This window comes from Limnohabitans sp. T6-20, from assembly GCF_003063505.1.
Taxonomy (GTDB): domain Bacteria; phylum Pseudomonadota; class Gammaproteobacteria; order Burkholderiales; family Burkholderiaceae_C; genus Limnohabitans_A.
This window is the reverse complement of sequence record NZ_NERW01000002.1, coordinates 576809-589916: the sequence shown is the minus strand read 5'-3', so window position 1 is coordinate 589916 and position 13108 is coordinate 576809. Positions and strand designations below refer to the sequence as shown.

12 protein-coding genes are annotated in these 13108 nt (G+C 59.3%); all 12 read left to right on the top strand.

Annotated features, from left to right (window positions below):
* Position 1 precedes the first annotated feature (1 nt).
* The 12 genes from B9Z33_RS08850 (at position 2) to B9Z33_RS08800 (ending at position 13101) form a co-directional block, all read left to right on the top strand.
* The gene (locus tag B9Z33_RS08850; protein ID WP_108286636.1) at positions 2–2128 is read left to right on the top strand and encodes a hypothetical protein; all 2127 of its coding nucleotides are present in this window, start codon (positions 2–4) and stop codon (positions 2126–2128) included.
* A 166-nt stretch (positions 2129–2294) separates the two neighbouring features.
* Complete coding sequence (locus B9Z33_RS08845; protein WP_108286635.1) at positions 2295–2753, top strand: hypothetical protein; 459 nt, start codon at positions 2295–2297, stop codon at positions 2751–2753.
* Between the two features lie 608 nt (positions 2754–3361).
* Positions 3362–3838, top strand: a complete 477-nt coding sequence (locus tag B9Z33_RS08840) for a tetratricopeptide repeat protein (RefSeq protein WP_108286634.1) — start codon at positions 3362–3364, stop codon at positions 3836–3838.
* Between the two features lie 61 nt (positions 3839–3899).
* Positions 3900–5036, top strand: coding sequence for a flagellin (locus tag B9Z33_RS08835; RefSeq protein ID WP_108286633.1), 1137 nt, complete (start codon positions 3900–3902; stop codon positions 5034–5036).
* 231 nt (positions 5037–5267) lie between these two features.
* Positions 5268–5441, top strand: coding sequence for a hypothetical protein (locus tag B9Z33_RS15535; protein ID WP_158270198.1), 174 nt, complete (start codon positions 5268–5270; stop codon positions 5439–5441).
* Between the two features lie 92 nt (positions 5442–5533).
* Positions 5534–5743 (top strand): hypothetical protein, encoded by a 210-nt coding sequence (locus tag B9Z33_RS08830; protein ID WP_108286632.1) that lies wholly within the window; start codon positions 5534–5536, stop codon positions 5741–5743.
* 161 nt (positions 5744–5904) lie between these two features.
* Positions 5905–7386 (top strand): sigma-54-dependent Fis family transcriptional regulator, encoded by a 1482-nt coding sequence (locus tag B9Z33_RS08825; protein ID WP_108287073.1) that lies wholly within the window; start codon positions 5905–5907, stop codon positions 7384–7386.
* An 11-nt stretch (positions 7387–7397) separates the two neighbouring features.
* The gene (gene fliE, locus B9Z33_RS08820) at positions 7398–7757 is read left to right on the top strand and encodes a flagellar hook-basal body complex protein FliE (RefSeq protein ID WP_108286631.1); all 360 of its coding nucleotides are present in this window, start codon (positions 7398–7400) and stop codon (positions 7755–7757) included.
* A 25-nt stretch (positions 7758–7782) separates the two neighbouring features.
* Positions 7783–9660 (top strand): flagellar basal-body MS-ring/collar protein FliF, encoded by a 1878-nt coding sequence (gene fliF / locus B9Z33_RS08815; protein WP_233252775.1) that lies wholly within the window; start codon positions 7783–7785, stop codon positions 9658–9660.
* Positions 9661–9681: 21 nt separating this feature from the next.
* On the top strand, positions 9682–10800 hold the full coding sequence (gene fliG / locus B9Z33_RS08810; RefSeq protein ID WP_108286630.1) for a flagellar motor switch protein FliG: 1119 nt from the start codon (positions 9682–9684) through the stop codon (positions 10798–10800).
* Complete coding sequence (locus tag B9Z33_RS08805) at positions 10787–11782, top strand: FliH/SctL family protein (protein ID WP_158270197.1); 996 nt, start codon at positions 10787–10789, stop codon at positions 11780–11782. The genes fliG and B9Z33_RS08805 overlap by 14 nt, the downstream gene beginning before the upstream one ends.
* Positions 11779–13101, top strand: coding sequence for a FliI/YscN family ATPase (locus B9Z33_RS08800; RefSeq protein WP_233252774.1), 1323 nt, complete (start codon positions 11779–11781; stop codon positions 13099–13101). Before B9Z33_RS08805 ends, B9Z33_RS08800 begins: the two co-directional genes overlap by 4 nt.
* Positions 13102–13108: the final 7 nt, after the last annotated feature.

Below are 13108 nucleotides of genomic sequence, written 5' to 3'. Positions count from 1 at the left end.
CATGTCATCCATCAGTTTTTTATCTGCCAGTCAAATTCCTCACCTGACCACCAGCCAGATCAAAAATCTGTCCACCTCAGATGTCGCACTGTTGTCCACTGATCAAATTGCAGCGCTGAGCAGCACACAAATCAGTGCCATCGAAGCACAAGACTTTGTGGTTTTGACCAGTGGTCAAATCAGCGCATTTGATGGCAGTAAATTTTCTGATGGACTGCTCGTCTACGGCAATAAAAGTTCTTTGCTCAGCCCCACGCAAGTTCAAGGACTCACCACCTCGCAATTGAGTTCTTTCACCAGCCAACACTTGGGTTTTTTTGACAGCAAAGACATGGCCAGCTTGTCTTCAGTGCAACTCAACAGCTTTAAAACCAGCGTCATTGCCAACCTCAGCACACAGCAGGTACAGGCACTGACGACAGATCAATTGGTCGGCCTTAATACACAGCAATTCTCCAGCCTGTCAACAGCGAGCATCAAAGCTCTGTCTACCTTGCAAATTAGGGTGCTCACCTCAGCCCAACTCAACAGTCTGGGTAGCGCTCACATTGCGGCCATCGAGACAGCGGACATCAACGCCCTGAGCACCGACCAGGTCAGCAAATTGACCACCACCCAGATCGTGGGTCTGTCCACCGCCCAAGTCGCCGCTTTGAGCACTGGCCAAGTCGCCTCTTTGACCTCCGTGCAAATCAATGCCATGGCCAGCGACGACCTCAAGGCGCTGACCACCGCCCAAGTGCGCGCCCTGACCTCTGATCAGCTGAGCAAGCTCTCCAGCGATCAGATCGCCCTGATGGCCACCGATGACATCGCCGCCATCAGCACCGCTCAGATCAGCCACCTGTCCACCGCCGCCATCGCCGCTTTGACCACCGCTCAAGCCAAAGCACTGACCACGGCCTCCATCAATGCCTTGACCAGCGCACAGGTCGCCGCCATCGAGACAGCCGATCTGGCCGTCCTGAGCACCGCCCAACTGAGCAAGCTCGGCACCGCACAGCTCGCTCAGCTGACTTCTGTGCAGGTCACCGCCTTGACCTCTGCTCAGCTCAAGTCCCTGAGCAGCGACCAAGTCGCCGCTTTGACCTCTGCCCAGCTCAATGCCCTGACCAGCGCCCAGCTGCCTTCGCTGAGCTCCGCACAGGTGCGAGCCCTGAGCACCGACCAGGTCAGCAAATTGACCACCACCCAGATCGTGGGTCTGTCCACCGCCCAAGTCGCCGCTTTGAGCACTGGCCAAGTCGCCTCTTTGACCTCCGTGCAAATCAATGCCATGGCCAGCGACGACCTCAAGGCGCTGACCACCGCCCAAGTGCGCGCCCTGACCTCTGATCAGCTGAGCAAGCTCTCCAGCGATCAGATCGCCCTGATGGCCACCGATGACATCGCCGCCATCAGCACCGCTCAGATCAGCCACCTGTCCACCGCCGCCATCGCCGCTTTGACCACCGCTCAAGCCAAAGCACTGACCACGGCCTCCATCAATGCCTTGACCAGCGCACAGGTCGCCGCCATCGAGACAGCCGATCTGGCCGTCCTGAGCACCGCCCAACTGAGCAAGCTCGGCACCGCACAGCTCGCTCAGCTGACTTCTGTGCAGGTCACCGCCTTGACCTCTGCTCAGCTCAAGTCCCTGAGCAGCGACCAAGTCGCCGCTTTGACCTCTGCTCAGCTCAATGCCCTGACCAGCGCCCAGCTGCCTTCGCTGAGCTCCGCGCAGGTACGAGCCCTGAGCACCGACCAGGTCAGCAAATTGACCACCACCCAGATCGTGGGTCTGTCCACCGCCCAAGTCGCCGCTTTGAGCACTGGCCAAGTCGCCTCTTTGACCTCCGTGCAAATCAATGCTATGGCCAGCGACGACCTCAAGGCGCTGACCACCGCCCAAGTGCGCGCCCTGACCTCTGATCAGCTGAGCAAGCTCTCCAGCGATCAGATCGCCTTGATGGAGACCACCGATGTGGCCGCCCTGAGTACCGCTCAAATCAAACACCTGTCCACCGCCGCCATCGCTGCCTTGACTACAGCCCAGGTCAAAGCACTCAACACGGCAACCCTCGACGCCTTGACTTCAGATCAGATGCAAGCGTTTACCTCGGATCAAATTGGCTCGTTGCCTTATTGAGTCGAACACCATGTTTATCGCAAACCCCCTGGAAATTTCTGAAATGTAATTCGAAGCGCTCAAGAATGTGGGTGACAGTAGTCACATATGGCATGCACCTTGCTTTTCTGCAATGAATCCATGCGGCGGCAATTTTCTGCCTCCGCCAAGAAAACAAGGAGCCTTCATGCTGCATGCCGCCCCCGCCTTTTTGGCTAAAACGTCTTACTCGGCACTGCTCGCCAGCGCTACACAAGAGCTCAGCCCCGCCAAAATCCGGCAATCCATTGCCGACCTGGTTGGTCAAAGTCGCTTGACCGAGGCCGATTTGTTGTCCCATGAGGCGCTGCTGCGCTTTCCGCAAAGCGAAGACATTCTGGTCATCCGCGCCCTGGTCACCCAGGTGCGCCAAGACTGGGCCGCCGCCAGCGCCGCACTTGAAAAACTCATCAAGCTGCAAGGCCACGCCGCTCAGGCCGTGACCTGGGGCCAATGGGTGCGCGTGTTGCGCTGCCAAGGCGATGATGCCCGCGCACTGACCGCTGCTGCGCAGGGCCTGGCATCGCACCCCCAAGACAAGTTGTTGCTCGAAGAGTTCAATGCTTTGCAGCGTGTGGACGTCAAGCCTGCGCTCAAGGCGGCCTGAGGCCACCGAGGGGCAGCCCCGATTCAGGGGTGCCCGCAACAGATCGGCCGCCTTGGTGACTGTGGGGCCGGCCAACATAATCGCTTGAACAAACGAGACCAGCCCCGGACAGGGCATGGTCTTGTCTGCTTTGGGCATCCAATACCCGCGCTCACCACTTCCCGCCGCACGCCGGACACGAAACCCTCTTTTTGTTTGACCTGCTCTTCCCATGACAGGGTGTTGCTTGTTGCCCGCCATGAAGCGTCTGCAACGCTCTCCACCGTTCACGCTTTTCTGCGTTGACGCTGTGCTGCACAAAGACGACCTCGCTTGAAGTCAATCGCATGCGCCAACAGCGCGCCCCTGGCCCCGGCAGGCTGTCGTCCTTAGGCAATGGATTGCCGCTGGACCGACAGTGACATCGGGCAGATTTCTTTTAAAAAACAGTTTTCACCGTTTTTGCGGTCCAAAGGATTGGAAATTTTTCGATTTCCATGGATTTATTTGCAAATAAATTCAGAAATCGGCTAAAGAAATGCTGGCACGCGGTTTGCTTAAAAGGGTCATCCTCGGTTTTGGCGTCGTGCCACCGAAATTTTGACACCCCCTTTTCAGGAGACCTGTACATGACATCCCTTTACCAAGCCATGCTGTCACAAGCCGTTTCCGGCCAAATGCTCAGCATGCGCGATGTGTCGCAGTTTTCGGCCGGCGAGATTCGCCAGACTTTGGCCGATCTGGTGGCCGCCAACCGAATTGATCTGGCCAACGCATTGGCCGCTGCAGGTCAAAGCCTGTACCCAGAAAGCGAAGACATCTTGGCCATCAGCGCTTTGCTGGCCGAGATCCAGCAAGACTGGACCACCGCCGAAGACATGCTGCGCAAACTGGTTGAGACCCAAGGCGATGCCGCCACACCCTTCACCTGGCGTCACCTGATTCGTGTGCTGCGTTGCCAGTGCGAGCCAGGCAAAGCCATGCTGGCCGCCCAGCAGGCATTGACCCAACACCCTCAAGACGATTTGCTGCGCGAAGAACTGCTGTCTTTGCAAGACCTCGTTTCCGATCAATTGCCGGTTGAAGCTTCGCGCCAGATGCATTGATGCACCCGCGCTGACTTCAAAACTTCTACAGCCCCCTATTCAACGTTAAGGACTCACTGCCATGACCGTTATCAACACCAACATCAAGTCGCTGGTCTCGCAAAATGCGATGGTCAAGAACAACCGCGAACTGTCTTCCGCCATGGAACAACTGTCGACCGGCAAGCGCATCAACAGCGCGGCCGACGACGCCGCAGGCTTGGCGATTTCTTCGCGCATGACCTCGCAAATTCGCGGGTTGGACCAAGCCGTTCGCAACGGCAATGACTCGGTCTCGATGCTGCAAACCACAGAAGGTGCCATGGTCGAGATGACCAACATGCTCCAGCGCATGCGCGAGTTGTCGGTTCAATCGTCCAACGACACCTACACCGAAAACGACCGTGGCTATCTGGATCTGGAGTTTCAGCAACTCAAAACCGAAGTCAACCGCATCACCCGCGACACGCAGTGGAACGGCATGGACATCCTGAATGGCGCATTCAAAAACGATGCCGACCAAGTGGGCCGCTTCCGTTTCCAGGTGGGCAGCAACGAAGGCCAGGTCATCACACACACCATCGGCGCCATGGGCTTCCAGGAATCCACAGGCGTTGCCACGCTGGCGGCATCAGATCTGACTTTGACTGGCGGCTTTTCTGTTGGCGACAAACTCTCCGTGACAGTGGGCGCGGTCACCTCCAGCTACACCGTTTCAGGCAACGACTTGCTGAGCGGCGAACCTGACACCATGCTCAAAACCATTGCGGCCAATATGGCAACCAAGCTGTCCGCAGATTTGGGTCAAACGGTCTCGTCACAAGATGGTGTTTTGACATTCGCGACAGCACCTGCAGCCGGTGGCGTTGTACTGAACCCGGTCAACAAAGACGGTGCCCTGACCAACATCAAAGACACAAAAATCACGACCAACTCCAGCGCCAATGCGGCCATCGAGCAGGTGGATGTGGCGATCAACCGTCTGAACACCGAGCGAGCCGGCATTGGTGCCATCATCAACCGCATCACTTATGCCGTTGACAACTTGACCAATATTTCGCAAAACACCTCCGAGTCGCGCAGCCGCATCATGGATGCCGATTACGCCAAGGCGTCCAGCGAGCTGGCGCGCACGCAGATCATCTCGCAAGCAGCCACCGCCATGCTGGCGCAAGCCAACCAACAACCCCAGTCGGTCATGAAGCTGTTGCAAGGCTAAGCCACTTTGTCGCGTTGACCGCGCACCTGTAAATCCGAACGGGTTTGCAGGTTTTTTTTCGCGTCAATACCCCCTCACTGGCACAGCTTTTGCTCAGATTAAAGGCAAGCCTCCGGCTCATTGGAAGACGACGTTTTGTTGACACGCCCCCGCATGTCCTGTCGTGTTGCACGCCCTGGGTATTTGTTCCATTCAGCCAATTTTCAGCTCACGAACGCGCCAGGAAACGACATGTCCCCGATTGCCCAGCACACGCCAGAAAGCACCCGCCAATTTTTGATGTCGATATGCGCCCAAGCCAACAGCCAGTTGACGGGCCAAGGCTTGATGCAAAACCCGCACACCGCAGTGTTGGCGCAAGCCAATCTGAACCTGACCGATGTGCTGGAACTTCTGCGTCACTGAAGCTGTGACATGTTGAAAACACAAATGCCGGGCTGGGCGGATGAAGCCTGCTTGGTTGTGCCATCCATTTGTTTACGGCTGGGGTGTGGTTGATGCACACGACACCTTCAAGCCCTGCACAAGAACGCGGCCCCAATTGTTGGCAGTGCCGGTTCTTTGCCATCAGCCACGTTCCTTCTGCACCTTATGCCTGCAAAGCCATGGGCTTTCAGTCGCGCCTTTTGCCTTCGCTGGAGGTGTTGCGTGTGGATGGGCGGTTTTGCCACGTCTTCCAGCCCAAGGACACGTCAGTGGTTCGCTGAGTCGGCCGCTGTCAATCTTCCGTCAAGCAAAGTGTCAAAATAACCATATTTAATAAACTATTAAAGTATTCATTTTCCGATATTTAAATACTTTAAAAGGTATTTTTCTATCTGGCACGGGGGTTGCTTAGTTGGTTTCATCTGAACCTGAGACCAACACCGTGAAGTCACAACCCCATTCCACCCCTCTGGCCCTTTGGCTGGACCCCGAAGCAGCCCTGAGCCCCGAGCACAGCCATGCCTTGCAGGTCAGCGGCTGGGCTGTGATGCCCGTGAACACACTGGACCACTTGCTGGCCCATGCCGCCGATGCGGCCATGGTGGTGTTGCACCTCGCTTTGGACGTGACTCGGCTCAAAGCCGTTCAACAACTTTTGCAAGACGCCGGCTTGAGCACCCCCTTGGTCTGCCGCGTTGACCGCCACGAATTGGACCTGGCCGTTGAAGCCACCCAAGCAGGCGCTTTGACCGTGCTGGCCGCGCAAGACGTGCGCACCGCCTCTTGGCAGCGACTGCAAAACCAGCTCAACCCCACAGCCGCCCGCAGCACGCCGCAACCGGTGCGCAGCGTGGTGTTTGTGGACCCGGCCAGCCAGCACCTGCTGGCCTTGGCCCAAAAGGTGGCCCAGGCCGATGTGACTGCTTTGCTGGTGGGCCCCACCGGCTCGGGCAAAGAGGTGCTGGCACGCGTGCTGCACGAAGCCTCGGGTCGCGCGCAAGGCCCGTTTGTGGCGCTGAACTGCGCCGCCATGCCGGAAAACCTGATCGAAGACATGCTGTTTGGTCACGAAAAAGGGGCCTTCACTGGCGCTCACCGTGAGCAAAAGGGTTTGTTCGAGCAAGCCCAAGGCGGCACCTTGTTTTTGGACGAAATCGGCGAGATGCCCATGCACCTGCAAAGCAAACTGCTGCGTGTGCTGCAAGAGCGCCAACTCACCCGCCTGGGTGGCCAAAGCGTGATTGCATTGAACGTTCGCATCGTGGCCGCCACCAACAAAGACCTGAAAAAAGCCATCATCGACCGCGAGTTCCGCGAAGACCTGTACTACCGCATCGCCACGTTCCGCATGCGCTTGCTGCCCCTGGCCGAGCGCCCCGGCGACATCATTCCGTTGGCCATGCAGTGCCTGCTACAACACGACAAGAAGCCTTGGCAACTGCACCCGCAAGCCCAGATGCAGCTGCTGCAATACCCTTGGCCTGGCAATGTGCGCGAGCTGGAAAACGTGATGCGCCGCGCCATGGTGCTGTGCACCGACCATGTGGTCACGCCCGCACACCTCATGTTTGACGACTGGTTGACCACCAGCGTCCCGGCACAGGCACCTGCTTTGGTGACCGCCCAGGCGGCCCCCCTGCTGGACGAGACGAAGTCCGTGGCCCATTTTGAACAATTCATGGCAGCGGCCAAAGACAACCTGGGCCTGCAAGAGCAAGACACCGCCCAAGAGGCTGACAGCTTGCCCACCGACCTGCACAGCGCGGCCCGCATGAACGAACACCAGGTGATCATGGCCACATTGGCCAGCACACCCAGCAAAACAGAAGCCGCCAAGCGCCTGGGCATCAGCCCACGCACCTTGCGTTACAAGATGGCCCAGCTGCGCGAGCACGGCTTGGGCATGGCCAGCGTCGCTTACTGAAGGAGACACGCATGATCGACAAAGCCATCTCTCCTGCCAGCATCCAGTCGATGCTGCAAACCCTGCGCAGCCACCAGGCCGAAGCCTCGGGCAAAGCAGCGGGCATGCCCGGTGCAACCGAACTGAACGGTGCTGCAGGCGGCGTCCAGAAAACAGGTTTTTCCGATTTGGTCTCGGGCGCGCTCGGGCAAGTCAACAACCTGCAAGTCCAATCTTCGGAAATGCGCGACGCCTTTGACCGTGGCGAAAACATTGCGCTGACCGACGTGGTGCTGGGCATGCAGAAATCTTCGCTGGCCTTTGAAGCCACCTTGCAAGTACGCAACAAAGTACTCAAGGCCTACGAAGAAATTTTGAACATGCCGGTCTGACCCTCTTAACTGAAGAAGAATAAACATGGCCACAGCAACCGCATCCATGAACACCGGCTTGATGACCTCGCCACAAGCGTCCAACAACACCCCGGCCAACTTGCCAGCCAACGGCTCCGGCAGCACGGCTTTGGCCAACGCCCCGGGGGCCAATGGCAACGGCACCACCAACGCCACAAGCGTGGGCAGCATGCTCAGCCCCTGGCGCACAGAGGGCATGGCCGACACCTTCAAAAACGTGATCAACCAACCCGCCGTGCGACGGGTGTTGCCACTGATCGTCATGCTGGCGGTGCTGGTCATCTTTGGTTTGGTTTATGCCTGGATGCAGGCCACGCCCTACCGCCCGGTGATGCCCGGCTTGCAAGAAGCCGATCAGCAAAAAGCCTTTGAATCGCTCAAGACCGCAGACTTCAGCCCCAAAATCGACCCGGCCACAGGCCAACTGACCGTGCCCAGCCAGCGCTTTCACGAAGCCCGGATTTTTCTGGCCTCGCAAGGTTTGCCCAAAGCCGGAGCCACAGGCCTGGACGGCCTGAAAGAACAGTCGTCCATGACCACCAGCCAGTTCATGGAACAGGTCAAGGTGAATGCCGCGATGGAACAAGAGCTGGCCCGCAGCATCATGCAAATTGGCAGCGTGCAAAGCGCCCGCGTGCACCTGGCCACCCCCAAGCAAAGCGTTTTTGTGCGTGACCGCACGCCACCCAAGGCTTCTGTGGTGCTGGCCCCCTACCCTGGCCGTGCCGTGTCGGCCTCGCAAGTGCAGGCCATCGTGCATTTGGTCTCGTCCAGCGTGCCTTATCTGGCGCCTGACCATGTGACTGTGGTCGACAACGTGGGCAAGCTCATGACCGAGTCGGCCACCGAGCAAAAACTCGGTTTGACTTCGGCCCAAGAGCAGCACAAGCAACAACTCGAAGAGGTGTACCGCAACCGCGTGATGCAAATTTTGGCCCCCATGGTGGGTGAGGCCAACGTGCGCTCACAGGTGAACCTGACGCTCGACTTCACCCAGATCGAAAGCACGACCGAAGACTTTGACAACCGCGACAAAGGCCCCCGCACCCGCTCGGAAGTGCTGGCCGAAGACCGCGCTGCCAGCCGGGCTGCCGAAGGCATTCCGGGTGCTTTGGCCAACTCGCCACCCGCAGATCCGACGACATCCAACTCCACCCAGGTGGATGGCAACAAAGGCCAAGGCGAATCGGGCAACAAACTCAGCAGCCGATCGACCCGCAACTTTGAGCTCGACCGCACCGTGCGCCATGTGCGCAACGCCACAGGCGGCATCATGAAAGTCAGCGTGGCGGTGGTGGTGAACGAGCGCCCTGCACCGCCTCCCGCCAAAGACGCCCCCGTGGTGCCCAATGCCCCGACCACACAAGCCTACACACCGCAAGAGCTGGAGCAAATGCTGCAGGTGGTGCGCGGCGTGGTGGGTTTCGACCAGCAGCGCGGCGACAACGTCTCGGTGGTGCCCGCCAAGTTCGAGCCCGCCTCTGCGCTGGAAACCATCCCTTGGTATCTGGAAGATGCGGTGCAAACCGGCATCAAAGGCGGCTTGTTGGCCATCAGTTTCATTGTCTTCATGCTGATCGTGGTTCGCCCCATCATGCGCAACATGTACGCCAGCGATGCGACCACCGACGACGACCAAGCCAAGGCCGCGTTGAGCGATGGCGAGTTGAGCGAAGACGATATGCGCATGATCCAGATTGGCGAAGGCGAGAGCCTGGAAGAAATCAAGGCCAAACTCAAGCCCAAGAAGTCGAGCATCTCCATGGACATGCTGGACACGGCCAACACCTATGACGATAAAGTGGCGCTCATCCGCATGCTGGTCGCCGAAGACTCGGGCCGTGTGGCCAACGTGCTCAAGGGCATGATCAAGTCCAGCTAACGCCTTTCAGGAACAAACACCATGGCCACCAAAAAACCCGACGACAAAGACGCGAAAGCCGACAAGCCCAAAGACGCTAAAGACGCAGCCCCCGCCCTGCTGGGCGATAACGCCATCAACATGACCGAAGAGCTGGCCAAAGAACTGGCCGAGCTGACCAGCACACAGCGTGCTGCTGTGTTGATGCTGCTTTTGGGTGAGCAACAAGCCTCTGAGATCATCCGCTTCATGAACCCCAAGGAAGTGCAGTCTCTGGGTGCCGCCATGGTCTCTGTGTCTGACCTGTCGCAAGAAGCGGTGAACATTGTTCTGGACGAATTTGTGACCATGCTGAAAAAGCAAACCAGCCTGGGTTTGGGCACGGGCGACTATGTCGAGAAAGTGCTCAAGCGCGCCTTGGGCGAAGACAAAGCCGCATCGGTGCTCAGCCGCATCATGCCGGGCCAGGGCAGCAAAGGCCTCGAAATTCTGAAATGGATGGATGCCCGTTCGATCGCAGAGATGATCCGCGGTGAACACCCGCAGGTGGTGGCCATCATCTTGTCGGTGCTCGAATACACCGTGGCCGCTGATGTGCTGAACTTCTTGCCTGGCGAATCACGCCCGGAAATCATCCAACGCATTGCCAGCCTGGAGACGGTGCAACCGTCGGCCATGGAAGAGCTGGAGCAGATCATGATGAAACAGTTCGCCACGAACTCTTCGTCCAAATCGTCCAGCTTCGGTGGCGTCAAGGCCGCTGCCCAGATCATGAACTCGGTCAAGGTCGAACTCGAGTCCTCGATCATGTCGGGCCTGTCACAGATCGACGGCGAGTTGATGCAAAAGATCCAGGACAACATGTTCACCTTCGAAAACCTGGTGGGTGTGGACAACCGGGGTATCCAGGCGATCATGCGCACGGCCGAACCCGACCTGTTGATGGTGGCCCTCAAAGGTGCACCCGACTTCGTCAAGGACAAGTTCCTCGACAACATGTCGGCCCGTGCCCGCGTCATGTTTGTGGACGACATGGAAAGCAAGGGCCCGCTGCGCATCACTGAAGTGGAAGAAGCACAAAAGAACGTCATGCGTCTGGCACGCAAGCTGTCCGATGCGGGCGAGCTGGTGTTGGCAGGAGGCGGCGATGGCTTTGTCTGACCTGAACGAAAAGCCTGCCCCCTGGAGTACCAACCCCTTGCTCAACAGCAAGGCCGAGGCCCCCCGCTTCTTGCGCACCCAGTGGGACGAGGCCTCCGCCCGCTCGTTTGGTCCGTGGCGTGTGGCCGAAAAAGTCGAGCCGACCGAAGGTTTGATGACCGAAGCCGCTGCACTTGCATCTGCACTTGCCGCTGCACAAGAGGCCACAGACACCGAAGCCGCACCTGAGGCCACCGAAGAGCCCACAGCGTTGGCAGAGCCCGAGTCGCCCTGGACCGAGGCGGCACTCAACCAATTGCGCGACGAAGCCTACGAGCGTGGCCTGCTGGAGGGGCAAGCCCAAGTGCAAGCCGAATTTGAAAGTGAACGCAGCAAAGAACGTGAGCTCATTCGCCATTTGGGTATCGAGTTGCGCAGCATCAGCCAAGACCCACAGCGGTTTTTTGAACCGCTCAAGCGCCTGTCGCTGCACATCGCCGAACAACTGGTGCGCGCCGAGCTGCAACTGTCCGGTCAGGCCGTACATGGCCTGATCCAGGCCTGCATCCAGCAACTCGACCACGCGGTCGAACCGGTGCACGTCAGCGTCAACCCTGAAGACCTGATCCGCCTCAAAGCCATGGGCGAGTCGGTCACGGGCCACCTGAGCCTGGAAGCCGACGCGCTGCTGCGACCAGGCAGCGTCAAGGTGCAAGTACAAGACACCGTGGTGCAAGACCTGATCGAGCACCGCCTGGAGCCCCTGGCCCGCCGCCTGTTGGCCCAGCCCGAAGCCTGGATGCAAAAGTCCAGTCTGGTCAAGGACACGGTCGAGGCCATGCCCGCCGACACCCCGCGCCGCGACTGGAGCCGCCAGACCCCGGATGTGGTCGATGTGCTGGACACCCAAGACAGTGCGCACAGCCAAAACGCTGACAACACCCATGGCGACATCGACATCAGCGAGCCTGCGGCTGACAGTCCACAAGAGGACCAGGCATGATGAATTTCGACGCCGAAGTCAGCCAGATGATGGCCGACCTGCATGCGCCAGAGCCCCGCCGCAGCGGCACCTTGGTGCGCTCGGTGGGCATGCGCCTAGAAACCCGTGGCCTGATGGCCCCCCTGGGCGCTTGCTGCGAAGTGCTCGACCCCACCGGCCACCGGGTCGAGGCCGAAGTGGTCGGCTTCAACGACGACACGCTGTACCTGATGCCGTTCACCGAGCCCAACGGCATCGGCCCCGGCGCGCGCGTGACGGTGCTTAGCCATTCATCCAACGTGAACCTGGGCCCCGATTTGTTGGGCCGCATCATCGACGGCCGTGGCCAGCCGCTGGACGGCAAGCCAGCGCCCAACTGCCCCGACGTACTCAGCTTGCTTGGCCGCCCACTCAACCCCATGGAGCGCGGCCCCATCAACCAGATCCTCGACGTGGGTGTCAAAGCCATCAACGGCGTGCTGACCATCGGGCGCGGCCAACGCCTGGGTCTGGTGGCCGGCTCCGGCGTGGGCAAAAGCGTGTTGCTGGGCATGATGACCCGCTTCACCGAAGCCGATGTGGTCGTGATCGGCCTGATCGGCGAGCGCGGCCGCGAAGTGCAAGCCTTCATCGAAGAAACCCTGGGGCCTGAGGGCCTGGCCAAATCGGTGCTGGTAGCAGCGCCCGCCAACGTGTCGCCCGTGCTGCGCCTCAAAGCCACGCACATGACGCATGTGATCGCTGAATACTTCCGCGACCAGGGGAAAGACGTGTTGATGCTGGTGGACAGCCTGACCCGCGTGGCCCACGCCCAGCGCGAAATCGGCCTGTCAATTGGCGAGCCGCCCACGGCCAAGGGCTACCCGCCTTCGGTGTTTGCCCTGCTGCCCAACCTGATCGAGCGCGCCGGTGTTGGCCGCCACGGTTTTGGGTCGATCACCGCCATCTACACCGTGCTGGCCGAAGGCGACGACGCCAACGACCCCATCGTGGACATCGCACGCGCCTCGCTCGACGGCCAGGTCATGCTCTCGCGCAAGCTGGCCGATGCGGCCCACTACCCGGCGATTGACCTGAACGGCTCGATCTCGCGGGTGATGCAAAACCTGCTCAGTCCGGAAGACCTCAAACAATCCAACCGCTTCAGGCGCTTGTGGTCGCTTTACCAGCAAAACCAGGACCTGATCCAGGTGGGTGCCTACGAAATGGGCAGCAACGCCGAACTCGATCAGGCCATCCGCTTGCGCCAGACCATGGAAAAGTTCTTGCAACAAGACATGCACACCAACATGGATGTGGCGACCACCCGCCAGGAACTCCAAGCCCTGATGGCTGGCTGAACCTAAG